The organism is Streptomyces sp. R-74717, from assembly GCF_047305335.1.
Lineage (GTDB): Bacteria > Actinomycetota > Actinomycetes > Streptomycetales > Streptomycetaceae > Streptomyces > Streptomyces atratus.
In genome coordinates this window covers 6,004,790-6,027,023 of the sequence record NZ_CP102361.1, presented here as the reverse complement: position 1 = coordinate 6,027,023, position 22,234 = coordinate 6,004,790, and the positions used below count along the sequence as shown (strand labels likewise).

General features: G+C 70.3%; 21 protein-coding genes. 6 read left to right on the top strand and 15 right to left on the bottom strand.

The window, feature by feature from the left end:
* Positions 1 to 39: 39 nt before the first annotated feature.
* From NRF20_RS27645 to NRF20_RS27635, 3 genes are read right to left on the bottom strand one after another with little or no spacing between them, the layout of a single operon-like run.
* Positions 40 to 1,233 (bottom strand): dipeptidase, encoded by a 1,194-nt coding sequence (locus NRF20_RS27645; protein ID WP_398630933.1) that lies wholly within the window; start codon positions 1,231 to 1,233, stop codon positions 40 to 42.
* Between the two features lie 7 nt (positions 1,234 to 1,240).
* Entirely contained in the window at positions 1,241 to 1,780 is a 540-nt protein-coding gene (purE, locus tag NRF20_RS27640) for a 5-(carboxyamino)imidazole ribonucleotide mutase (RefSeq protein WP_398630934.1), read from the bottom strand.
* A complete protein-coding gene (locus tag NRF20_RS27635; RefSeq protein WP_413753465.1) occupies positions 1,777 to 2,928 on the bottom strand; it encodes a 5-(carboxyamino)imidazole ribonucleotide synthase in 1,152 nt (383 codons plus the stop codon). Before NRF20_RS27635 ends, purE begins: the two co-directional genes overlap by 4 nt.
* Before the next feature lie 172 nt (positions 2,929 to 3,100).
* Between NRF20_RS27635 and NRF20_RS27630 the strand changes: the two genes are divergently transcribed.
* Positions 3,101 to 3,625, top strand: a complete 525-nt coding sequence (locus NRF20_RS27630) for a GtrA family protein (RefSeq protein WP_398630936.1) — start codon at positions 3,101 to 3,103, stop codon at positions 3,623 to 3,625.
* Between the two features lie 17 nt (positions 3,626 to 3,642).
* On the opposite strand, the gene NRF20_RS27625 is transcribed toward NRF20_RS27630, so the two are convergent.
* Together NRF20_RS27625 and NRF20_RS27620 are read right to left on the bottom strand one after the other, a co-directional pair.
* Positions 3,643 to 4,908: an ATP-binding protein gene (locus NRF20_RS27625; RefSeq protein WP_266361073.1), complete on the bottom strand. Its 1,266-nt coding sequence runs from the start codon at positions 4,906 to 4,908 to the stop codon at positions 3,643 to 3,645.
* Positions 4,909 to 4,923: 15 nt separating this feature from the next.
* The gene (locus tag NRF20_RS27620) at positions 4,924 to 5,601 is read right to left on the bottom strand and encodes a response regulator transcription factor (RefSeq protein WP_018524728.1); all 678 of its coding nucleotides are present in this window, start codon (positions 5,599 to 5,601) and stop codon (positions 4,924 to 4,926) included.
* Between the two features lie 493 nt (positions 5,602 to 6,094).
* Between NRF20_RS27620 and NRF20_RS27615 the strand changes: the two genes are divergently transcribed.
* Positions 6,095 to 7,585: an oligopeptide:H+ symporter gene (locus NRF20_RS27615; RefSeq protein WP_413753464.1), complete on the top strand. Its 1,491-nt coding sequence runs from the start codon at positions 6,095 to 6,097 to the stop codon at positions 7,583 to 7,585.
* A gap of 84 nt (positions 7,586 to 7,669) precedes the next feature.
* Here NRF20_RS27615 and NRF20_RS27610 read toward each other — a convergent pair whose 3' ends face one another.
* The 6 genes from NRF20_RS27610 to NRF20_RS27585 form a co-directional block, all read right to left on the bottom strand.
* Positions 7,670 to 9,019, bottom strand: coding sequence for a hypothetical protein (locus NRF20_RS27610; protein ID WP_398631050.1), 1,350 nt, complete (start codon positions 9,017 to 9,019; stop codon positions 7,670 to 7,672).
* Between the two features lie 38 nt (positions 9,020 to 9,057).
* Positions 9,058 to 10,176 (bottom strand): hypothetical protein, encoded by a 1,119-nt coding sequence (locus NRF20_RS27605; protein ID WP_413753463.1) that lies wholly within the window; start codon positions 10,174 to 10,176, stop codon positions 9,058 to 9,060.
* Positions 10,173 to 11,168: a hypothetical protein gene (locus tag NRF20_RS27600; protein WP_413753462.1), complete on the bottom strand. Its 996-nt coding sequence runs from the start codon at positions 11,166 to 11,168 to the stop codon at positions 10,173 to 10,175. Before NRF20_RS27600 ends, NRF20_RS27605 begins: the two co-directional genes overlap by 4 nt.
* 87 nt (positions 11,169 to 11,255) lie before the next feature.
* On the bottom strand, positions 11,256 to 11,924 hold the full coding sequence (locus NRF20_RS27595) for a peptidase (RefSeq protein WP_413753461.1): 669 nt from the start codon (positions 11,922 to 11,924) through the stop codon (positions 11,256 to 11,258).
* 191 nt (positions 11,925 to 12,115) lie between these two features.
* Positions 12,116 to 12,637, bottom strand: a complete 522-nt coding sequence (locus NRF20_RS27590; RefSeq protein ID WP_398630941.1) for an ATP-binding protein — start codon at positions 12,635 to 12,637, stop codon at positions 12,116 to 12,118.
* A gap of 192 nt (positions 12,638 to 12,829) precedes the next feature.
* Positions 12,830 to 13,198, bottom strand: a complete 369-nt coding sequence (locus tag NRF20_RS27585) for an STAS domain-containing protein (protein WP_093898739.1) — start codon at positions 13,196 to 13,198, stop codon at positions 12,830 to 12,832.
* 283 nt (positions 13,199 to 13,481) lie between these two features.
* Here NRF20_RS27585 and NRF20_RS27580 point away from each other — a divergent pair, with 283 nt between their 5' ends.
* Entirely contained in the window at positions 13,482 to 14,453 is a 972-nt protein-coding gene (locus tag NRF20_RS27580; protein WP_398631051.1) for an RNA polymerase sigma factor SigF, read from the top strand.
* Between the two features lie 169 nt (positions 14,454 to 14,622).
* On the opposite strand, the gene hutI is transcribed toward NRF20_RS27580, so the two are convergent.
* The 4 genes from hutI to hutU form a co-directional block, all read right to left on the bottom strand.
* Positions 14,623 to 15,795, bottom strand: a complete 1,173-nt coding sequence (gene hutI / locus NRF20_RS27575) for an imidazolonepropionase (protein WP_398630942.1) — start codon at positions 15,793 to 15,795, stop codon at positions 14,623 to 14,625.
* A 119-nt stretch (positions 15,796 to 15,914) separates the two neighbouring features.
* Positions 15,915 to 17,300, bottom strand: a complete 1,386-nt coding sequence (locus tag NRF20_RS27570) for a formimidoylglutamate deiminase (RefSeq protein ID WP_398630943.1) — start codon at positions 17,298 to 17,300, stop codon at positions 15,915 to 15,917.
* Complete coding sequence (locus tag NRF20_RS27565; protein WP_398631052.1) at positions 17,291 to 18,499, bottom strand: allantoate amidohydrolase; 1,209 nt, start codon at positions 18,497 to 18,499, stop codon at positions 17,291 to 17,293. The genes NRF20_RS27570 and NRF20_RS27565 overlap by 10 nt, the downstream gene beginning before the upstream one ends.
* 74 nt (positions 18,500 to 18,573) lie before the next feature.
* Positions 18,574 to 20,232 (bottom strand): urocanate hydratase, encoded by a 1,659-nt coding sequence (hutU, locus tag NRF20_RS27560; RefSeq protein ID WP_398630944.1) that lies wholly within the window; start codon positions 20,230 to 20,232, stop codon positions 18,574 to 18,576.
* Between the two features lie 260 nt (positions 20,233 to 20,492).
* Between hutU and NRF20_RS27555 the strand changes: the two genes are divergently transcribed.
* From NRF20_RS27555 to NRF20_RS27545, 3 genes are read left to right on the top strand one after another with little or no spacing between them, the layout of a single operon-like run.
* Positions 20,493 to 20,915, top strand: coding sequence for a hypothetical protein (locus NRF20_RS27555; protein WP_398630945.1), 423 nt, complete (start codon positions 20,493 to 20,495; stop codon positions 20,913 to 20,915).
* Entirely contained in the window at positions 20,912 to 21,688 is a 777-nt protein-coding gene (locus NRF20_RS27550) for a winged helix-turn-helix domain-containing protein (protein WP_398630946.1), read from the top strand. Before NRF20_RS27555 ends, NRF20_RS27550 begins: the two co-directional genes overlap by 4 nt.
* Before the next feature lie 38 nt (positions 21,689 to 21,726).
* Positions 21,727 to 22,191, top strand: coding sequence for a roadblock/LC7 domain-containing protein (locus NRF20_RS27545; protein WP_398630947.1), 465 nt, complete (start codon positions 21,727 to 21,729; stop codon positions 22,189 to 22,191).
* The last annotated feature ends 43 nt before the right edge of the window (positions 22,192 to 22,234 follow it).

The window sequence follows — 22,234 nt, the reverse complement described above, 5'->3', positions numbered from 1 at the left end:
GGGGCACCCCTGGGGTGCCCCGCACGCGACAGCTCCGGCTCAGCCGGCCCGGTCGTCCAGCTGCTCGATCGTGGCGTGGGACGGGGCCCGGTGCGTGCTCAGCTCGCGTGCGACGTCCTCGGCGTCGCGCAGTACCCGTACCGCGTTCTGCCAGGTGAGCTTAGCGAGATCGGCGGTGGACCAGTTCCGGCCGAGCAGCTCCGCGATCAGGTTCGGGTAGCCCGCGACGTCCCTGAGGCCCTCCGGGAGGAAGGCGGTGCCGTCGTAGTCGCCGCCGATGCCGATGTGGTCGATCCCGGCGACCTCGCGCATGTGGTCGAGGTGGTCGGCGATCGTCGCCACGGTGGCCATCGGGCGCGGATTGGCCGCTTCGAAGGCTGCGTGGATCTTCATGGCCTGCGCGGTGGTGTCGAGGTGGTGCAGGCCGTGGGCACGCATGTTCTCGTCCGCGGCATGGGTCCAGGCGACGGCTGCCGGGAGCACGAACTTCGGTACGAAGGTCGCCATGGCGATGCCGCCGTTGGCCGGGAGCCGGCCGAGGACGTCGTCGGGGATGTTGCGCGGGTGGTCGCAGATCGCGCGCGACGAGGAGTGCGAGAAGATCACCGGCGCGGTGGAGGTGTCGAGCGCGTCGCGCATCGTGGTGGCCGCCACATGGGAGAGGTCGACCAGCATGCCGGTGCGGTTCATCTCCCGTACGACCTCGTGGCCGAAGGGCGAGAGACCGCCGACGCCCGGCTCGTCGGTCGCCGAGTCCGCCCACGCGATGTTGTCGTTGTGGGTGAGCGTCATGTAGCGGACGCCCAGGGCGTGCAGCGCGCGCAGGGTGCCCAGCGAGTTGTTGATGGAGTGGCCGCCCTCGGCGCCCATCAGGGAGGCGATACGGCCTTCGGTGCGGGCCGTCTCCATGTCGTCGGCGGTCAGGGCGCGCCGCAGGTCCGCGGGGTAGCGCTCCAGCAGTTCGGTGACCACATCGATCTGTTCGAGGGTGGCGCTGACGGCTTCGTCGCCCGCCATGTCGGACTGTACGTAGACGGACCAGAACTGGGCACCGACACCGCCCGCGCGCAGCCGCGGGATGTCGGTGTGCAGATGGGCGGACTGGTCGGTGGCGATGTCGCGGGCGTCCAGGTCGTAGCCGACCTGTTCGCGCAGCGCCCACGGCAGATCGTTGTGACCGTCGACGACGGGGTATTCGGCGAGGAGCTCCGCGGCCCGCTTCAGCTGGTCCACGGGTGGCCTACTTCCCGAAGCCGAAGGAGTCGCTGCCCTCGACCTTGCTGCGCAGCCGCTTGCCCTTCTCCGTCGCCTGGTCGTTCAGCTCCTGCAGGAACTCGACCATGCGGGCCTGCAGCTCGCTGTCTTGGGCGGCGAGGATGCGTGCGGCGAGCAGGCCCGCGTTGCGTGCGCCGCCGACCGAGACGGTGGCGACGGGGACACCGGCGGGCATCTGCACGATGGAGAGCAGGCTGTCCATGCCGTCCAGGTACTTCAGCGGGACCGGGACGCCGATGACGGGCAGCGGGGTGACGGAGGCGAGCATGCCGGGCAGGTGGGCGGCGCCGCCCGCGCCCGCGATGATCGCCTTGAGGCCGCGGTCCGACGCGTGCTCGCCGTACGCGATCATTTCGCGCGGCATGCGGTGGGCGGAGACGACGTCGACCTCGTAGGGGATCTCGAACTCGTCGAGGGCCTTGGCCGCTGCTTCCATGACGGGCCAGTCGGAGTCCGAGCCCATGACGATGCCGACGACCGGCGCGGCGGAGGCGGGGGAAGTCATTCGGTGATCGTTCCTCTGAGGTAGTCAGCTGCATGGCGGGCTCGGTCTCGCACGTCCGCCAAGTCGTCGCCGTAGGTGTTGACGTGTCCGACCTTGCGGCCGGGCTTCACGTCCTTGCCGTACATGTGGATCTTGAGCTGCGGGTCGCGGGCCATGCAGTGCAGATACGCCTGGTACATGTCCGGGTAGTCGCCGCCGAGCACATTGGACATGACCGTCCAGGTGGCGCGCGGGCGCGGGTCGCCGAGCGGGAGGTCGAGGACGGCCCGGACGTGGTTGGCGAACTGCGAGGTGATCGCGCCGTCCTGGGTCCAGTGCCCGGAGTTGTGCGGGCGCATCGCGAGCTCGTTGACCAGGATGCCGGGCTTCCCGTCGGGTCCACGGGTCTCGAAGAGTTCGACGGCGAGATGGCCGACGACGCCGAGCTCGGAGGCGATACGGAGAGCGAGCTGCTGGGCCTCGCCCGCGAGCCCCTCGTCCAGCTCCGGGGCCGGGGCGATGACCGTGTCACAGACCCCGTCGACCTGGATCGACTCGACGACCGGGTACGCGACGGCCTGGCCGTGCGGCGAGCGGACGATGTTGGCCGCCAGCTCCCGTACGAAGTCGACCTTCTCCTCGGCGAGGACCGCGACACCGGCCCGGAAGGGGTCGGCCGCGTCCGCCTCGGAGCGGACCACCCAGACGCCCTTGCCGTCGTAGCCGCCGCGGACCGTCTTGAGGATGACGGGGAAGCCCCCGACCTCTTTCGCGAAGGCCGCGACGTCGGCCGGGTCCTTCACGACGCGGTGGCGGGGGCAGGGCGCGCCGACCTCGGTGAGTTTCGCGCGCATCACCCCCTTGTCCTGGGCGTGCACCAGTGCATCGGGTCCCGGGCGCACGGGAATACCGTCCGCCTCCAGGGCCCGCAGGTGTTCGGTCGGTACGTGCTCGTGATCGAAGGTGATCACGTCACAGCCGCGCGCGAAGGCACGCAGCGTGTCCAGGTCGCGATAGTCGCCGACGACGACTTCGTTCACCACCTGGGCCGCCGAGTCCTGGGGGGTGTCACTGAGGAGCTTGAACTTGATGCCGAGGGGGATGCCCGCCTCGTGGGTCATACGGGCGAGCTGACCGCCGCCGACCATGCCGACTACCGGGAACGTCACTCCTCCAGGGTATCCGTCGCTCCGGGGGTCTCCCGACGATGCCCTCCGCCCGCCCCGGCGGGGGGCACGTCACAGCATCGCCACACCTGACAGAACATCCACAGGCAACCCCTGGACGGGCTGGATAGCATGAGCGGGTTGACGTAACCGACAGACGGGCTGAGCGATCACCATGAGCGAACGGGGCGCACTGCGGACCCGGCTGGATCTGCTGGCCCGGGAGGTCGCCAAGTTCGGCGCGGTCGGCGCACTCGGCCTGGTGGTCAATATCGCGGTATCCAACCTGCTCTGGCGCACCACGGACCTTCAGGTGGTGCGGGCAGGTCTGCTGGGCACGTTCGTCGCCATCCTCTTCAATTACATCGGCTTCCGCTACTGGACGTACCGGGACCGTGACAAGAGCGGACGGACCCGGGAGCTGACGCTGTTCCTGCTGTTCAGCGGTGTGGGTGCGGTCATCGAGAATGGTGTGCTGTACGTGGCGACGTACGGGTTCGGGTGGGACACCCCGTTCCAGAGCAATGTCTTCAAGATCCTCGGGATCGGCATCGCGACGCTGTTCCGCTTCTGGTCCTACCGGACGTGGGTGTTCAAGGCGCTGCCCGCGAAGGAGACCGTGCTGAGCGCGGAGGGGTTCCTGAAGCAGGGGCGAACGGAGCAGGTGCCGCGGGTCGAGGCGGATTCGGTGCGGCGGTAGCCACCCACCGCACGCGCTCACCGCACAGGGCGTTCCGGTTCCTGTCTCTTGAGGGCCACCCGGCTGAGGAACAGGGCGAAGACCGGTGGCTGCTGCTGAAGCAGTTCGAGGCGGCCGCCGTCCGCCTCCGCGAGATCCCTGGCGACCGCGAGGCCGATGCCGGTGGAGTTGCGGCCGCTGATCGTCCGCTCGAAGATCCTGGCGCCGAGATCGGGGGGCACGCCCGGGCCCTCGTCCGTGACCTCGATCACCGCCTGATTGCCGGTGACCCGGGTGCGCAGCGCGACCGTGCCGCCGCCGTGCATCAGTGAGTTCTCGATCAGTGCGGCCAGCACCTGGGCGACCGCGCCCGGCGTGCCGACGGCCCGCAGCCCCTTCTTTCCGGAGCGGACGATGGCGCGGCCCTCGCCCCGGTAGGCCGGGCGCCACTCCTCGATCTGCTGCTTGACGACCTCGTCGAGGTCGAAGACGACGGCGGAGCCGGTACGCGGATCGCGGGCGTTGGTCAGCAGCCGCTCCACCACATCGGTGAGCCGCTCGACCTGGGTGAGGGCGATGTTCGCCTCCTCCTTCACCGTGTCCGGGTCGTCGGTGACCGAGATCTCCTCGATCCGCATGGAGAGCGCGGTCAGCGGCGTACGGAGCTGGTGCGAGGCGTCGGCGGCCAGCCGGCGTTCCGCGGTCAGCATCCGGGCGATCCGCTCGGCGGAGGAGTCCAGGACGTCGGCGACCCGGTCCAGCTCCGGCACTCCGTACCGCTTGTGGCGCGGTCGTGGATCGCCGGAGCCCAGGCGTTCGGCGGTCTCGGCGAGGTCCGTCAGCGGCGAGGCCAGCTTGTTGGCCTGACGTACGGCGAGGAGCACGGCCGAGACGATGGCCAGCAGCGCCACCGCACCGATGATCATCAGGGTGCGGCCGACCTCACGGGTGACGGCGGTGCTGGATTCCTCGACGGTGACGCGCTCGCCGTGCTCCCCCTCGGCCGTGCTGCTGATCACCCTGCCGGTGGGGCGCGTACCGACTTCGAGGGGGGCACGTCCGGGGATCTTGACCAGTGCGTAGCGCTTGCTGGAGATCTGCTCGGCCAGCAGCGCGGGGTTGATCCGCTCCGCCCCCAGGAGCCGGCTCTCGACGACGCTGATCAGCCGCAGCGCCTCGGAGTCGACACTCTCCTGGGCGCTGTTGCTGATGGTGCGGCTCTCGACGATGACGAGGGAGACGCCGAAGACGGCGATCACCACGAGCACCACGGCGAGCGTGGAGTTGATCAGTCTGCGGCGCATGAGTGCTTCTGTACGTCAGCTCTTCTCGAAGCGGAAGCCGACGCCCCGTACGGTCGCGATGTAGCGGGGGTTGGCCGCGTCGTCACCGAGCTTCTTGCGGAGCCAGGAGATGTGCATGTCGAGGGTCTTGGTCGACGACCACCAGGTGGTGTCCCAGACCTCGCGCATCAGCTGGTCACGGGTGACGACCCGGCCGGCGTCGCGGACCAGGACCCGCAGCAGGTCGAACTCCTTGGCGGTGAGCTGGAGTTCCTCGTCGCCCATCCAGGCCCGGTGCGACTCGACGTCGATCCTGACGCCGTGGGTGGCGGGCTGCGGAGCGGGTTCGGTGGCACCACGACGCAGCAGGGCCCGGACGCGGGCGAGCAGTTCGGCCAGGCGGAAGGGCTTGGTGACGTAGTCGTCGGCGCCCGCGTCCAGGCCGACGACGGTGTCCACCTCGTCGGCGCGGGCGGTCAGCACCAGGACCGGCACGGTGTGGCCTTCGGCACGGAGCCTGCGGGCAACTTCGAGGCCGTCCATCCCGGGCAGGCCCAGGTCGAGTACGACCAGGTCGATCCCGCCCTGGAGGCCGGCGTCGAGAGCGGTCGGACCGTCTTCGCGGACCTCGACCTCGTAACCCTCCCGACGCAGGGCGCGGGCCAGTGGCTCCGAGATGGATGCGTCGTCCTCGGCGAGCAGTACACGGGTCATGGAGTGATGGTAGTCCGCGCAGGGCGGGTGCTGTGAGGTGATCGAAAAGCCCTGCGGGTCCGTGAGGAAAACAGAGAAGGGCCTTCGAATATGGGAGCGTGACTCCATCGCGACCTGTGATCCATCTCTCAAGTCCATTCATATCCGGCAGTGTCGTGTCGTATGGTTGCTCGACGCCTGTTGCACTACTCAAGGACCCTTGGGCAGCTTTTAGCGCCGAGGGTCTCTTTTGTTCTGCCGGCTGGTGCCCGCCAGTCGTGAATTCAGTGAATGACCTGTGGCCGGGCCCGGAACGCGAGGATGCGCACCGGGCGTGGATCCCGATGCGGTCGGTCCCCGTCTTCGTCAGTCGGCTCCTCGACGAGTCCGGCGGTCGGGACGAATCCCCTGTCAGGCGTTGGGGTGGGGCATGGCCTTGTGTCGGTGCCGGCCTCCCCCCACCGGGCGCGTCACGCTCACGAGGCGTCGCGTCCCGAGCGAGCAAGGATCGACCATGGCGTCCAGCCTGACGAAGGACCCGGCCAGTACTTCTGGATCCGAGAAGACCTTCTTCGGCCACCCCCGCGGCCTGGCCACTCTCTTCATGACCGAGATGTGGGAGCGCTTCAGCTACTACGGCATGAGGGCACTGCTCCCCCTCTACTTGATCGCCCCCAACGGGCTTCACATGAACCCGGCCACGGCCACGGCGATCTATTCGGTCTACGTGTCGCTGGTCTACCTGCTCGCCATGCCCGGCGGCTGGTTCGGCGACCGTGTCTGGGGTCCCCGCAAGACCGTCGCCGTCGCCGGTGCGATCATCATGATCGGCCACCTGGCGCTGGCGCTGCCCTTGCAGGGCACCTTCTTCGCCGGTCTCGGACTGGTCGCCATCGGCTCCGGTCTGCTGAAGTCCAACATCTCGACGATGGTCGGCCACCTCTACGACGGCCCGGACGACCCGCGCCGCGACGGCGGCTTCACGATCTTCTACATGGGCATCAACGCGGGTGCCTTCGCGGCGCCGCTGATCATCGGCACCGTCGGTGAGAACGTCAACTGGCACCTGGGCTTCGCGCTCGCCGCGGTCGGCATGGGACTCGGCCTCGCCCAGTTCCTGATGGGCACCCGCCACCTGAACGAGCGCAGCCTCGTCGTCCCGAAGCCGCTGTCCGTCGCCGAGCGGGCGAGCACGCTGCGCAAGGGCATGATCTGGCTGGCCGTCGCGGCCGTCTTCTACATCGTCACGGTCGTCACCGGCGTCTACACGCTCAACTGGCTCCTGGTCCCCATCACCGTCGCGGGCCTGGTCATTCCGGTCGTCGTCCTGGCGCGCATCAAGCGCGACAAGGAGCTCAGCGCCACCGAGCAGTCGAAGATGTCCGGCTACATCTGGTTCTTCGTCGCCGCCGCCATCTTCTGGATGATCTACGACCAGGGCGGTTCGACGGTCGCGATCTTCGCCGACACCTCGGCCGACAACAGCGTCTTCGGCTGGAACTTCCCGGTCTCCTGGTACCAGTCGGTCAACCCGGTCCTGATCATGGCGCTGGCCCCGCTCTTCGCCGCCTTCTGGCTGTCGCTGAACCGCCGCGGCAAGGAGCCCAGCACCATCGTGAAGTTCAGCTCCGGCCTGGTGCTGGTCGGTGCGTCGTTCTTCCTCTTCCTGATGCCGCTGACGATCGCGACCGACGGCCACAAGGCCGCCGCGATGTGGCTGGTCGCGATCTACTTCGTCCAGACGGTCGCCGAGCTGACACTGTCCCCGGTGGGTCTCTCCGTCACCACGAAGATGGCTCCGGCCAAGTACGCCAGCCAGATGATGGGTGTCTGGTTCCTGGCCGTCACCGCCGGTGACTGCATCACGGGTCTGCTGTCCATCGCGGGTGTGGAGCTCAACGGCACCGGCGTGGTCACATTTGAGGCCATCCTCGCCGTTGCCGCGGGTGCCGCGGTCTTCATGTACCGCGGCAAGGTCAAGCAGCTCATGGGCGACGTGCGCTGACACACCGAACCCGGCTGCACGAGGGGCCGTTGCACCGACACATCGGTGCAACGGCCCCTCGCGTGCATTCGTACGGAGCTCAGCTCACCTGGTGCCGCGCAGCCTGCGCCACGGGGTGAAGGTGAACACGGCGCCGCCCAGCAGGATCGCCGTCCCCGCGACCAGGCCGAGTGCGCGCAGGGTGCCGTTGTCCTCGGCCCCGGTGGCGGCCAGTCCACCGCCGGAGTCCGTGCCGCCTGCCGTGGAGCCCGTGGAGCCCGTGGTGGTGCCTCCGGAGGCGCCGCCCTGCTGGGCTGTGGTGTCGAGTTCCAGCGACGGGGTCACCGAACCCTTGACCTTGCAGGGGATGTTGATCTTCGAGGAGCCCAGGGTGACATCGATCGTCAGGGTGCCGGGGCTGAGCGTGGATTTCCCGGACGCGCCCGGCTTGTAGGTTCCGGTCATGTCGGACAGATCGACCGGCTTGCCCTGCTCCAGCGGTGTGGCGTTGGCGGGTCCGGTGACCTTCACCGAGCCCTTGTCGGCGCCGCCGATGACGACGTCCATGGACGGCTTGAGCGCACCGGCGGGCAGCGCGGCGGGGCTGTCCATCACGCCCTTGGCCGTCTTGACCGTGAGTGCGTAACTCCCGCCGCTCTTCTTCGCGTTGATCGTCACCTTGGAGGCGATGCCGGCCGGCCCCGGGGACGTACAGGCGAAGTTGACCGAGACCTCCTTGCCGGGGAAGTCGGTCTGCCCTCCGCCGGAGCCCGAGGTGGTGCCGCCCGCGGTCGTCGTGCCGCCGGAGTCCGTGCCGCCCGTGTCCGTACCGCCGGCGGTCGTGCCCGCAGTCGTACCGCCCGCGGTCGTCGTACCGCCCGCGGTGGTGGAACCGGTGGTGGAACCGGTGGTGGAACCGGTGGTCGTGCCGCCCGCGGTCGTGGATCCGCCGCCGTCCGTGACCTTGATGGTCGCGCCCGGCTGCACGGTCTCCTTCGGGGTGCACTTGGTGTCCGTGGAGATCGGTTTGGAGACGTTGATGTTGTAGGCGTCCGGTGTCAGCGTGATCTCACCGGCCTTCTCCAGCTTCAGTGTGCCCTTCATGTCGGACAGCACCATGGCGCTGTTCTTGGGGATCGGCGGGTTCTGCCGCGGCCCTTCCATCTGCAGGGTGCCCGTGGCCGCGCCGCCCACCTTGATGGTGCCGGTCGGCTTGACCGTGTCCTTCTCCAGGTCGAGGACGTCGGGGTTCCTGGAAGCGGCCTCGACCGTCTTCCACACCACCTCGACGGTGTCCCCGACCTTCGCCTCGGCCGGCGCGGTCAACTGCACCTTGGTGGTGCCCTGCACGGGCGGCAGCCCGGAGATGGGCGGGGGAATGCACTCCGTCTTGTACGAGATGTCGGCGGCCTGGGCCGGACTCGCGGCCAGCAGCATGCCCGCGCCGCCGAGCATCATCGCGACTCCCGCCGCGACCGTCCTGCGTTGCGTACTCACGAATGTCCCTTCGTCGTCGGTCTGTTCTCTGACGGTGCGGAATCGGGTGTGAACCATGGCAGCGCAGCCGTGGTGGTGGGCGCTGCCGCGGGGCTCTCAGCGGGCCCCGGTGCGCGGCGCAGCTTCGGGAGCCTGGCGGTCACATCGGCCAGTTGCGGATGGCGGTGGCGCCCGGCGCGGACCGGGGTGCGCGAGGTGCGGGGGCGTACTCTGTCGACGATCGCCATGCCGATCCGGAACACGGCGGCCGGTACGACGACGCACAGCAGGATCCAGAAGAGCGTGACTCCCCAGGGGCGGCCGACCCCCCACGGCTGCTCGGCCAGCACCTTGCTGCCGTACTTCAGCGAGACCTGGTAGTCGCCGTGGGCGCCCGCCGTCAGTTCGACCGGCAGCTTGATCTGCGCCTTGCGGCCGGGCTCAATGGTGCCGCGCCACTGCCGCTCCTCCCACTGCAGGGCGAAGACGCCGTGCGCGGTGCCGATCCGGAAGACAGGGTCCTTGACGGGAGCGGAGCCGAGATTGCCCACGGTGAAGACCAGTTGCCGGGAGGGCGGGGCGCCGAACCAGGTGAGGATTCCGCTGTCGCCCTCGAGCCGGGTGGTGGCCAGCACCGCGAGCCTGCCCCCCTCGCTCTCCTTCGGCAGCTCGGCGACCGGGTGGCCGGCGACGACGAACACGGCGTCGGCGGTGGCCTGTTCCCCGGTGACGGTGGCGACATGCACCACGCAGGGGCAGGGTGCGGGCGGCTCGGTGACCGGCATCTTCTTGCTGAAGCCGCCCTCGGTGCCGGTGGTGACGGCACGGCCCTCGGCATTGGCACAGGAGTTGGTACCGCCGATCACACCGCGGTCCGGCGTGGACTGTCCGCAGATCAGCATCATCAGCAGCGTGTTCGGGCGCCAGCCGCTGCCCTTGACGGTGATGTCACCACCCTTGCCCGCCTGCTGCTTGGAGAGGGTGACCACGGGCTTCGCGTCCGCGGCCCTCGTAACCGCCGCGTCGGCGCCGGTCGCGGAGAGCATCAGCAGGACGGGCAGCAGGGCGCCGAGCAGCGCGGCCGCCCACCGGTGGCTGCCGCTTTGAAGTGATGCCGGTCCGGCCTGTCGAGTCACGATTCCGCTCCCGCCTTCACCAAGTTCCTTCTCTCCGAGTGCTGTTGAACACCCGAGGACCGTCCGGGCCCGCCGTCGTCCGGTGGCCGTCTGCGTGAGCGCCGGAGCCGGTACGCGTACGCGCCCGCGGCGACGGCGGCCAGGAGCAGCAGTGCACCGCCGGTCACCGGCGCCCACGGGACGAAGACCGCACGGGCCGTCGCCTCACTGTGCGCGCCCCCTGCCGCCGTGACGCGCAGCCGTACGGTCACCGAGTCGAGGGCCGGGGCATCCCGCCACGGTTCGCTGAGCCTGACGCGCTGTCCGGGCAGCAGCTCCACCGGCAGCGTGCGCGCCTCGCGCCGCAGCAGCGTCCCGAACACTCCGTCGGCGCCGACGGCGATCCGCGGGGCCAGCGCCGTGTTGCCGCGGTTGACCAGCGTGTAGTGGATGGTCCGCCCGGACACGGTGACGTCCTCGACGGTGAGCGCAGCCAGCGTCGGCCCGCCGACCCGCAGTTGGACCCGTACGCCCACCGAGCGGTCGCCGCTCCGCACGACGATCGCACCGGGGTGGTCGCCGGGCGTCGCGCCCGTCGGCACCGTGACGGAGAACGGCACATCGGCGCGGGTGCGGGCCGGCACGGTCACCTGGGCAGCGGCGGTCCGCAGCCAGGCGCCGGTCCCGGTGGAGCCCTTGCCGCCGCGTACCGCGGGGTCGCCGTCCTCGGCGTTGTACGCGTCGGCGCCGCGCAGCCGCACGGTGACCGGTGCCGTACCGGAGTTGGTGACGGAGAGCCGGTCCTGGAGAACGGTGCCGGGCGGGCCCTCCAGATAGAAGTACGGTCGGCCGCCGTCCGTGCCGGAACCGTTCCCCGCGGGCTGCGCCGTCCACGACGCGGTGCTCGCGGGCGTCGGCCGCCGGGCCGCGGCGCCGGCCACCGGAGTCATGACGAAGGTGAACAGCAGTACGGCGAGGACGAGTCGGGCGGCGTGACCGGTCGGCGACGGCATGGGCAGCTCCCTGGTGCGTGACGGCGGCGGCGGGATCGTGGGGCCGGGGCGTCCCTTCCGGATCCGGCCCGATCCTGAGGAAACGCCCTATCGGCGCACGGCCCCCTGCCCGCGCCTGGTCAGCCAGAGCACCCCGGCCGCACCGGTCAGCAGCACCGTGCCGCCGAGCGTGCCGAGCGCCACGGCCGAGTCGAGCGGACCGGTCTTCGGCAGCTGCCCGCCGTTGTCCGGGGTGCTCTGCGCGTTGCCCGCGGCCGTCACATCGAGCTGGAGCGACGGCCCCGGGTTGTTGGAGGGGGTGCAGGTCGTGGTCGTACCCAGCGCCTTGATGGTCAGCACACCGGCGGTGAAGTCGACCTTGCCGCTCTTCTTCGGGGTGTACGTACCCGACAGGTCACTGATCTTGATGGGGGTGTTGGCGGGGATGGCGGCGGAGTTCGGCGCACCGGAGACCTGGACCTGGCCCGGGTCCGCGCCCCCCACCTTGATGACCGCGCTGGGGCTCATCGCACCCTTGCCCAGTTCGACGGGGCTGGACGAGACGCCCTTCTGGAAGGACATCGTGAGCTTGTAGCCTCCGCCGCTCTTGACGCTCTTGATGTCGATGGGAGACACGGCACTCTTGTCCCCGATCGGGGTCTTGCACTGGTAATTGACGTCAACGACCGTGGCGTGGGCGGCGGGCGCGGCCATCAGCACCACCGTGCCCGCCAGCGCGGACGCCAGCGCGAGAGCTGTTCGCTTCTGGTAGGACACCTTGAGTTCCCCTCATGCCGGAAGTCGCCGTGCGCCGTCTCTCGCCGACGCAAGTTACTGACGACACATCAGATCGGGCGCTCAAGGTACGCCTGGGGCCTTGTGGAGGGAAGACAAAGAGCGCGCCGATCCGGCGCGCTCTTCAAAGGTGCAAATGCGGGGCCATGCGCCCCCATGTCCCGAACCAGCGACTACGCGGGGGCGGCCAGCTCCGCCCAGACGGTTTTGCCTGCTCGGCCCGCCACCCTCAGAACACCCCAGTCCAGGCAGAGCCGCTGCACGATGAACATGCCGTGCCCACCGGGCCGGCCGGCCCGGTGCGGGGTGCGCGGTGCGGGCTGCCCCGCGCCCCCGTCGACGACCTCCACCCGCAACACCTTCGCCGTGCAGGCGATACGCAGCTCTTCCGGACCGTCCGCGTGCAGACAGGCGTTGGTGACCAGTTCGGAGACGACCAGCAGGACGTCCTCGGCGGCGGCCCGTCCGTCGGCGCTCGTCGCAGGGAGCCAGCCCCAGTCGTGAAGCGCCTGGCGGGCGAAGTCGCGGGCCGTCGGCACGATGCCGCCGACTCCCCGCAGCGACAACGTGCGCCACTGCCGCTCGACCGTCTCGGGGGAAGCCGCGTCGGCGCCCGCGTCCGCGCGTGCGCCCACGCCGACGTCCTCCGGCTCGCGGCCGAGGTCGCCCGGCGGATGCTGCCGGGTGGTGCTCATCAGCGCTTCACCTCACCGATTCACCATGTCGCCATTGAACAGTTACAAGTACAGATACAGAGTGCGCGGGCCGCCCACGACTCCGCCGGGTGTCTCCTGCCCGGCCGAATCGCGACAACACCCGCTTCGTCCGCACGGATCGCGTGACACGGGCAACACATGAGGCACCCGGGGCCGCGAAACGCGCCACGATCAGGTGTCCAGGGCCGCTTCCAGGGAGTCGTGGACGGTGAAGACCGCCTCGGCCCCGGTGATCTCGAAGACCCGCGCCACCACCGGCAGCATTCCGGCCAAATGGACTCCTCCCCCGGCCGCCTCCGCCTTGAGGCGGGCACCGAGCAGCACATTGAGCCCGGTGGAATCACAGAATTCGAGTCGCGAGCAGTCGACCACCAGACGTACTCGCCCCTGCTCGACCGCACTCTCCAGGGGTTCCCGCAGCAGATCCGCCGTATGGTGATCCAGCTCACCCACCGGCGTCACGACCTCGCTGCGCCCCTCGGTGCGGGCCTCGACCTGAAGCCGACCCCGGTTCGCACTGCCGACCGTCCCGCGGTCCATGCCCATCCCTCTTCGCCGTCGTCACTGCCTGCGTATCAGCGTGCGCAGATTCGTTGCAGCCGTCGCTGACGTTCTTGAAACAGTACGCGTTCCGTACGCCACGTGGTAGCCGAAGACCTCAACAAACCGGACATATAGCCCCAATTGGAGCTTGTAACTGCCCGTCCGAACCGGGTAAGGGTAGGGGGACACCCAAAACACGGTCGGCTTTGGAGGCGCCGCTTCACCGCAGGAAACACGTATGGGCATCGGCAGCCATATGCCGAGAACGATGGAGGCGATCATGTCACCCCGGCTCGACGGACCGCGTACCCACGATGCGACGTCAGCATGTCCTCAGGGACTGACCCACTCAGACTCCCCCGCCGCGAACGCCGGAGACGGCACGCGCACCAGCAGCACCAGCAGCACCGCCGTCGACAGTGTCGACAACTACGGCATCACCGACGGTCTCGAAGGACTTCCCGAGATCCCGCCCTACGACGAAGTGGGGCCGCTGGACGCCAGGGCCCTGTCGAAGACGCTCTTCGCGCGGCTCGAATCCCTCGAAGAGGGCACCCACGAGTACTCGTACGTCCGCAATACGCTCGTCGAACTGAACCTGGCCCTGGTCAAGTTCGCCGCCTCCCGGTTCCGCTCCCGCAGCGAACCGATGGAGGACATCATCCAGGTCGGCACCATCGGCCTGATCAAGGCGATCGACCGCTTCGAGCTCAGCCGGGGCGTGGAGTTCCCGACGTTCGCGATGCCGACCATCGTCGGCGAGATCAAGCGCTTCTTCCGCGACACCAGTTGGTCCGTGCGCGTACCGCGCCGACTGCAGGAGCTGCGGCTCGACCTGGCCAAGGCGGGCGACGAGCTCGCCCAGAAGCTGGATCGTTCACCCACCGTGGGCGAGCTCGCCGACCGCCTCGGCATCACCAACGACGAGGTCGTCGAGGGCATGGCCGCGAGCAACGCGTACACCGCGAGTTCGCTGGACGCCAAGCCCGAGGAGGACGAGCACGAAAGCGCGCTGGCGGACCGTATCGGCTACGAGGACCACGGACTCGAAGGCATCGAGTACGTCGAGTCCCTGAAGCCGCTGATCGCCTCACTGCCGGGCCGCGACCGCACCATCCTCTCGCTCCGGTTCGTCGCCAATATGACGCAGTCGGAGATCGGTGAGGAGCTGGGCATCTCCCAGATGCATGTGTCGCGGCTGCTCTCCCGCACGCTGGTCAAGCTCAGAAAGGGCCTGACGCTGGAGGAGTGAGGGCCTATCGCCCGCCCGCGGAACACCCGCACGGCGCACCGCGAGCCCCATGCGGAAGGACCTGCCCGGCAAAGGGCGGGTCCTTCCGCATGTTTGACGGAGCGTCATGGGGCTGGGCGAGGTGTTCACCACCGCCTTGTCACAGACGCGGTGCCGTGTCGGCCGGCGCTCAGACGACGCGCTCGCCGTGCTGCCAGACCGCGTGGACCAGCGGGACGCCCGGCCGGTAGGCGAGGTGGACATGGCTGGGTGCGTCGAGGAGGACCAGGTCGGCGCGGGCGCCGGGGGTGATGCGGCCGATGTCCGTACGGCGCAGGGCCGCCGCGCCGCCCGCGGTGGCGGACCAGAGGGCCTCGTCCGGGGTCATGCCCATGTCGCGTACGGCGAGGGCGATGCAGAAGGGCATGGAGGACGTGAACGACGAGCCCGGGTTGCAGTCGGTGGAGAGCGCTACGGTGGCGCCCGCGTCGAGGATGCGGCGGGCGTCCGGCCAGGTGGCGCGGGTGGAGAACTCGGCACCGGGAAGCAGGGTGGCGACGGTGTTGCCCTGGGCCAGGGCGTCGACGTCCGCATCGGTGAGGTGGGTGCAGTGGTCGGCGGACGCGGCGTCGAGCTCGACGGCGAGCTGGACCCCGGGGCCGTGGCCGAGCTGGTTGGCGTGGACGCGGGGGTGCAGGCCCTTGGCGCGGCCGGCGGTGAGGATGGCGCGGGCCTGGTCGCCGTCGAAGGCGCCCTTCTCGCAGAAGACGTCGACCCAACGGGCGTACGGGGCACAGGCGTCGAGCATCGCTCCGGTGACCAGGTCGACGTAGCCTGCCGGGTCGTCGGCGTAGTCCGGGGAGACGATGTGGGCGCCGAGGTAGGTGACCTCTTCGGTGTGCTGAGCCGCGATGCGCAGAGCACGGGCCTCGTCCTCGACGGTGAGGCCGTAGCCGGACTTGGTCTCGACGGTGGTGGTGCCCTGGCGCAGCGCCTCGGCGAGGTAGCGGGCGACGTTGGCGGAGAGTTCGCCGTCGGTGGCGGCGCGGGTGGCGGCGACCGTGGTCCTGATACCGCCCGCGCTGTAGGGGCGGCCGGACATCCGGGCGTTGAACTCCTCGGTGCGGTCGCCCGCGAACAGGAGGTGGGAGTGGGAGTCGACGAAGCCGGGGATCGCCGCCCGGCCGCCCGCGTCGACGGCGTTGTCAGTGGCGGGTGCTTTGCTTGACTCACCGGTCCAGACGACCCGGTCGCCCTCGATGACGACTGCCGCGTCCCGGATCAGACCCAGGGGGGAATCCACGTAGAGGGAGGGGTCGTTGGTGACCAGACTGGCGATGTTGGTGATGGCGGTCGTCGTCATCGGGAGACTGCTCTCCTTGCGTATCGGCTTGCGGGGCGGCCCGTCGGTGGGCCTGCGGGGCGCCGGTCAGGGCGCCCCGCACGGCGGTCTCCGGATCGACGGTCTCCGGGGCGGTGCGCTCAGCGGTGCAGTGCGCCGATGGCCGAGGCGAGTGCTGCGGGAACGTCCTCGACCAGCGTGTGCTGCCCGTCACGGACGATGTGCCGGCCTGCCACGACCGTGTGCCGCACATCAGCTGCGGAGGCGGCGAATACGGCTGTTTCGGCAGCGAGCCGGGGCACCGGCCCCGCAGTTCTGACGGAGTCCAGGGCAACGGTCACCAGATCGGCGGGTGCACCGGGTTCGATGATGCCCGCCCGGGGCCGGCCGAGCGCGGCATGCCCGTCGACGGTCGCGGCGCGCAGCAGTGCGGCCGCCGTCCAGTGACCGCGCGCCCGGGTGCGCAGCCGCTCGTTGAGCTCCATCGCCCGGGCCTCTTCGAAGAGGTCGATCACGGCATGGCTGTCGCTGCCGAGGGAGAGCGGCGAGCCGGCGCGCTGGAGGGCGACGGCCGGACCGATTCCGTCGGCGAGGTCGCGTTCCGTGGTGGGGCACATGCAGGTGCCGGTCGCCGAGGAGCCGAGGAGCGTGATGTCCTCGCCGGTGAGGTGGGTGTTGTGGATGCCGGTGGTGCGCGGGCCGAGGACCCCGTGGTCGGCGAGGAGCCGGGTGGGCGTGCAGCCGTGGGCGGCGAGGCAGGCGTCGTTCTCCGCGGTCTGTTCGGAGAGGTGGACATGGAGCGGGGCCTGCCGCTCCTCGGCCCAGGCGGCCACGGTGGCGAGCTGCGCGGCGGGGACGGCGCGTACGGAGTGGATGGCCGCGCCGATCAGGGCGTGGTCACTGCCCTTGAGGAGGGAGGCGCGCTCGGCCCAGGCGTCCGCGGTGGTGTCGGAGAAGCGCAGCTGGTGCTGGTCGGGCTCCTGGTACTGGGTGGGGCGCCGGCCGAATCCGGCGGAGAGATAGGCGGTGTCCAGCAGCGTGATCCGGATACCGGCCTCGCCCGCCGCCGCGATCAGCGCCTCGCCCATCGCGTTCGGGTTGCTGTACGGGGTGCCGCCCGGAGCGTGGTGCAGATAGTGGAATTCGCCGACCGCGGTGATACCGGCCAGAGCCATTTCGGCATACACGGCACGGGCGAGGTCGTAGTACGAATCGGGGGTGAGCCGGGAGGCGATCTGGTACATGGTCTCGCGCCACGTCCAGAAGGTGCCGGAGCCGACCTGGACGGTGGAGCGCAGGGCGCGGTGGAAGGCGTGCGAGTGGGTGTTGGCGAGCCCGGGGAGGGTGAGCCCGCGCAGCACGGTGGCGCCCGGCGGCGGGGCGGCGACGCCGGTGCGGACGCCCGCGACGATCCCGCCGGACACGTCCAGGGCGACGCCCGGCTCGACATGGGTGCCGAGCCAGGCGTGGGACAACCAGTACGTCACGGTGACGGGCGTGCCCGTCGGTTTTGTTGTCAGCTGCACGCGAGACCTTCCAGTACATCGGCGAGAGCGATCACCCCGGCCACGCAGTCGTCCTCGGCGGCGTACTCGGCCGGCGAGTGCGAGATCCCGGTGGGGTTCCGAACGAACAGCATGGCGGTAGGGACTGAAGCGGACAAAATACCCGCGTCGTGTCCGGCGCCGGTGCCGAGGACGGGTACGGCGCGATCGGCGTCGCCCCGGCCCGTCAGGATCTTGCCGAGCTCGTCACGCAGGGCGTGCTCGAACTCCACCACGGGCGTGAAGGACTCCCGTACGACATCGAGGTCGATCCCGGCCCGCTCGGCGTGCTCCCGGGCGGCCCGCTCGATGCCGCCGACCACGGCGTCGAGGCGGTCCTGGTCGGCGGCGCGGGAGTCGAGCCAGCCGCGGACGAGGGAGGGGATGGCGTTGACACCGTTCGGCTCGACGCTGATCTTGCCGAAGGTGGCGACGGCTCCGGCGAGCTCCGCCTCGCGGCGGGCGGCCAGCACGGTCTCGGCGTACGTGAGCATCGGGTCGCGCCGGTCGACCAGCCGGGTGGTGCCCGCGTGGTTGGCCTCGCCCCGGAAGTCGAACCTCCAGCGCCCGTGCGGCCAGATCGCGGAAGCGATGCCGACCGGGTCACCGGTGAGGTCGAGGGCGCGCCCCTGCTCGACATGGAGCTCGACGAACGCGCCGATTCGGGCGAGCCGTTCGGGGTCGGGGCCGATGGTGTCGGGATCGTATCCGGCCGCCTCCATGGCCTGCGGCAGGGTGATGCCGTCACCGTCGCGGAGCCGGTGTGCCGCCTCGACGGTCAGCTGTCCGGCGGCGAGCCGGGAGCCCACACAGGCGAGCCCGAAGCGGGCCCCCTCCTCGTCACCGAAGTTGCTGATGGCCAGCGGCCGGGTGAACTCCGCTCCCCTGCGGCGAAGTTCGTCGAGTGCGGCGAAGGAGGAGACCACACCGAGCGGCCCGTCGAAGGCGCCGCCGTCCGGTACGGAGTCGAGATGCGATCCGGTGACCACGGCGTCCCCCGCGAGGGGGTCACCGAGCCAGGCCCACTGATTGCCGTTCCGGTCGACCTCGTAGGTGAGCCCGCGCGCCTCGGCCTGCGCCCGGAACCAGGCACGGCAGTCGGCATCGGCCCCGGTCCAGGCGTAGCGGCGATAGCCCCCGCTGTCCTGATGCCGGCCGACCGGCAGGAGTTCGCGCCACATGGCCTGGAACGACGGTGCGCCGTCCCCGGCCCCGCCCCTTTCCCGGGTCACTGCCCCACCGTCGTCCTCCCGGGTCACTGCCCCTCCGTCATCGGTACGCGCACGCCCTTGTCCGCGGCGACGGACTCCGCGATGTCGTACCCGGCGTCGACGTGCCGGATGACGCCCATGCCCGGGTCATTGGTGAGCACCCGGCGGATCTTCTCGCCCGCCAGCTTCGTACCGTCGGCGACGGTCACCTGCCCGGCGTGGATGGAGCGCCCCATCCCGACGCCGCCGCCGTGGTGGATGGAGACCCAGGAGGCCCCCGACGCCACATTGACCATGGCGTTCAGCAGCGGCCAGTCGGCGATCGCGTCGGACCCGTCGAGCATGGCCTCGGTCTCCCGGTACGGGGAGGCCACGGAGCCGCAGTCCAGGTGGTCGCGCCCGATGGCCAGCGGAGCGGCCAGCTCGCCGGAGGCCACCATGTCGTTGAACCGCTCGCCGGCCCGGTCGCGCTCGCCGTAACCGAGCCAGCAGATCCGGGCGGGCAGCCCCTGGAAGTGGACGCGTTCACCGGCCATCTTGATCCAGCGGTGCAGGGACTCGTTCTCCGGGAAGAGTTCGAGCATCGCCTTGTCGGTCTTGTGGATGTCGGACGCCTCACCGGAGAGCGCCGCCCAGCGGAACGGGCCCTTGCCCTCGCAGAAGAGCGGCCGGATGTAGGCGGGAACGAAGCCCGGGAAGTCGAAGGCCCGCGCATACCCGGCAAGTTGGGCCTCGCCACGGATCGAGTTGCCGTAGTCGAAGACCTCGGCCCCGGCGTCCATGAAGCCGACCATCGCCTCGACGTGCTTGGCCATCGACTCCCGCGCGCGCTGTGTGAAGTCGGCGGGCTTCTCGGCGGCGTACGAGGCCATGTCGTCGAAGTCGACACCGAGCGGGAGGTACGAGAGCGGGTCGTGCGCGCTGGTCTGGTCGGTGACGATGTCGATCGGTGCGCCCTCGGCGAGCATCCGCGGCAGCAGCTCCGCCGCGTTGCCCAGCAGACCGATGGAGAGCGGCTTGCGGGCGTCCCTGGCCTCGGTGGCCAGCTGGAGCGCGTGCTCCAGGGAGTCGGCGCGCACATCCAGGTAGCGGTGCTCGATCCGGCGCTCGATGGCGCGCGGGTCGCAGTCGATACAGATCGCGACACCGTCGTTCATGGTCACGGCGAGCGGCTGGGCGCCGCCCATGCCGCCGAGTCCGGCGGTCAGGGTGATCGTGCCGGCCAGCGTCCCGTTGAACTTCTTCGCCGCGACGGCGGCGAACGTCTCGTACGTGCCCTGCAGGATGCCCTGCGTACCGATGTAGATCCACGATCCGGCGGTCATCTGGCCGTACATGGTGAGCCCGAGCGCCTCCAGGCGGCGGAACTCCTCCCAGTTCGCCCAGTCGCCCACCAGGTTGGAGTTGGCGATCAGTACGCGCGGCGCCCACTCGTGCGTCTGCATGACGCCGACCGGACGCCCGGACTGGACGAGCATCGTCTCGTCCTGCTTGAGCGTCTGCAGCGTGCGCACCATCGCGTCGAACGAGCGCCAGTCGCGGGCCGCCTTGCCGGTGCCGCCGTAGACGACGAGCTTGTCGGGGTGCTCGGCGACCTCGGGGTCGAGGTTGTTCTGCAGCATGCGCAGGGCGGCCTCCTGCTGCCATCCCAGGGCGCTCAGTTCCGTACCGCGCGGTGCCCGTACGGGGCGGGGTCCTGACATGGCAATGCCTCCTCGCAACTTGTAAATCTTCTATTCACATCCTGATGGCCTGAATACTCGTAGTCAACAGTTCCGCGCCAATGGCAGGACGAACAGCACCCGGCCGCCCCGCGCACAGGGCGCCCCGGCACACCTCCAGCACGCGCTTCGAAGATCCCTTACGCATGTACCTATGGAAAATGCCAGAACCTCCACCTGGGGCGAGCACGTTGCGTAGCCTCTGGGTCACAGCCGTACGCCACGTCGGGAGGGGAGTGCGCGTGCCCGGAATCGACGAGTGCCTGCTCGAAGTCATGAGGCTGCCCGGTGCCCGCGGCGCCGCGGTGGTCGACTGGACGAGCGGCCTCGCCCTCGGCACCATCGGCGAATCGCCCAACGGCGATCACGAGGCCACCGCCGCGGAGACGGCCGAGGTCGCGAGGATGGCGGCCGAGCAGCCGGCCTTCGCACTGGGAGCCACCGGACCGTCGACCGCGTTACCGGAAACGGCCGTTGCGGGAGCGCCGCCGCCGGTGGAGGACGTCATCGTCACCACCCGCGCCGGGTACCACATCCTCCGCTTCGTCGAGACGGCCTTCGACAGCAGCGTCTTCGTCCACCTGTGGCTCGACCGCGCAGAAGGCAATCTGGCCCTCGCCCGGATACGGCTGGGCGAGACGGCCGAGCGGCTGGTCCTCGCATGAGAACCGCCCCCGCCCCGGTCACGGCCCTCTCCCCCATGCTGCAGCGCCTCGCCGACGAACGCGCCACCGGCGCCCTGATGCGCGACCGCGGCACCCTCTATCTCGCCGAGGGCCAGGTGGTACACGCCGAGAGCCCGGCGACGCCCGGTATAGACGTCCTGCTCACCACGGGCGGCGCCCTGCACCGCGACGGCTGGTGGGAGGCGGTCGCCAGGGCGGGCGCCGGGCAGCGGGTCGGCCGCTATCTGGTGGACAGCGGGCGGGTGCCGGGCGGGGCGCTGGAGCTGTGCCACCTCGGCGCGCTGTACGACGCGGCGTTCTTCGCGCTCGCCCCCACCCGGACCCCGGCCCGCTTCCGCTACGGGGTCTCCCATTGGATCGGCCCCGTCCGCCCCGTCCCCGTCGATGCCGTGCAGCGCGAGACGCTCCGGCGCCGGGAACTGCTGGAGCGGATCTGGCCCGACGCGGCGGGCGACAGCGCATCGCTCGTACGGACGGCCCGTCCCGTCGACGCACCCGTTCCACCGGCCCTGCGCCGCGTGCTCGATCTCGTGGACGGGGTGCGTACCGCATCGGACATCGCCCAGAAGCTGGGCAGGCCGGCGTTCCACGTACTGGTCGGTCTGCGGCGCCTGGCCGCGGCCGGACTGGTCGAAGCGGTACGGGAGCTGCCGGCCGCGACCACCCCCGGCCGGGTCGCACTTCCCGAGGTCACGGCCGACCCCGACGTCGCCCTGCTGCGCCGGCTCCGAGACGCATTGGAGGCCCTGTGATACGCGCGCTCAGACAGCGTGCCGGGAGGAGACAGCTGATGGTGCCCGAGGCCGAAGTACAGGATGTCCTGGCCGAGCTCCAGCGGTTACGGGCCCGGGTCCCGCTCCTCTCCGGCGCCCTGGCGGCCAGCACCGACGGTCTCGTCCTGGCCCATGACACCCCGGGCGTGGAGGCGGAGGGCGTCGCCGCACTGACCGCGGCCGCGCTCGGCGTCGCGATCCGGATGGCGGACGCGACCGGCCGGGGCGGCTTCCGCGAACTTCTCGTACGGGGCGAGACCGGCTACATCGCGACGTACGCCGCAGGCTCCTCGGCCGTCCTCACACTGCTGGCCGAGGACCGGATCAACGTCGGCAGGCTCCATCTGGAGGGCCGCCGGGCGGGCACGCGTATCGGCGAACTGGTCGACACCGCACTGGAACGCGCCGCACAGCCGGCGCCCCCGGCCCACGCCCCCGAGCAGTGCCCCGCACAGCCCGGACCGCTGCCTCACCGCACGTAACACCACCTACCCCGGAAACAACCCACGGATCCGGTCGTCCCGG

Excerpts from the sequence above, each read along its gene's own strand:
- NRF20_RS27600 (WP_413753462.1), bottom strand. The coding sequence starts at position 11,168 with ATGCCGTCGCCGACCGGTCACGCCGCCCGACTCGTCCTCGCCGTACTG.
- hutI (WP_398630942.1), bottom strand. The coding sequence starts at position 15,795 with ATGACGACGACCGCCATCACCAACATCGCCAGTCTGGTCACCAACGAC.
- NRF20_RS27590 (WP_398630941.1), bottom strand. The coding sequence starts at position 12,637 with ATGAGCACCACCCGGCAGCATCCGCCGGGCGACCTCGGCCGCGAGCCG.
- NRF20_RS27630 (WP_398630936.1), top strand. The coding sequence starts at position 3,101 with ATGAGCGAACGGGGCGCACTGCGGACCCGGCTGGATCTGCTGGCCCGG.
- NRF20_RS27585 (WP_093898739.1), bottom strand. The coding sequence starts at position 13,198 with ATGGACCGCGGGACGGTCGGCAGTGCGAACCGGGGTCGGCTTCAGGTC.
- purE (WP_398630934.1), bottom strand. The coding sequence starts at position 1,780 with ATGACTTCCCCCGCCTCCGCCGCGCCGGTCGTCGGCATCGTCATGGGC.
- NRF20_RS27545 (WP_398630947.1), top strand. The coding sequence starts at position 21,727 with ATGGTGCCCGAGGCCGAAGTACAGGATGTCCTGGCCGAGCTCCAGCGG.
- NRF20_RS27620 (WP_018524728.1), bottom strand. The coding sequence starts at position 5,601 with ATGACCCGTGTACTGCTCGCCGAGGACGACGCATCCATCTCGGAGCCA.
- NRF20_RS27565 (WP_398631052.1), bottom strand. The coding sequence starts at position 18,499 with ATGTGGCGCGAACTCCTGCCGGTCGGCCGGCATCAGGACAGCGGGGGC.
- NRF20_RS27550 (WP_398630946.1), top strand. The coding sequence starts at position 20,912 with ATGAGAACCGCCCCCGCCCCGGTCACGGCCCTCTCCCCCATGCTGCAG.
- NRF20_RS27615 (WP_413753464.1), top strand. The coding sequence starts at position 6,095 with ATGGCGTCCAGCCTGACGAAGGACCCGGCCAGTACTTCTGGATCCGAG.
- NRF20_RS27625 (WP_266361073.1), bottom strand. The coding sequence starts at position 4,908 with ATGCGCCGCAGACTGATCAACTCCACGCTCGCCGTGGTGCTCGTGGTG.
- hutU (WP_398630944.1), bottom strand. The coding sequence starts at position 20,232 with ATGTCAGGACCCCGCCCCGTACGGGCACCGCGCGGTACGGAACTGAGC.
- NRF20_RS27610 (WP_398631050.1), bottom strand. The coding sequence starts at position 9,019 with ATGCTCGGCGGCGCGGGCATGCTGCTGGCCGCGAGTCCGGCCCAGGCC.
- NRF20_RS27580 (WP_398631051.1), top strand. The coding sequence starts at position 13,482 with ATGTCACCCCGGCTCGACGGACCGCGTACCCACGATGCGACGTCAGCA.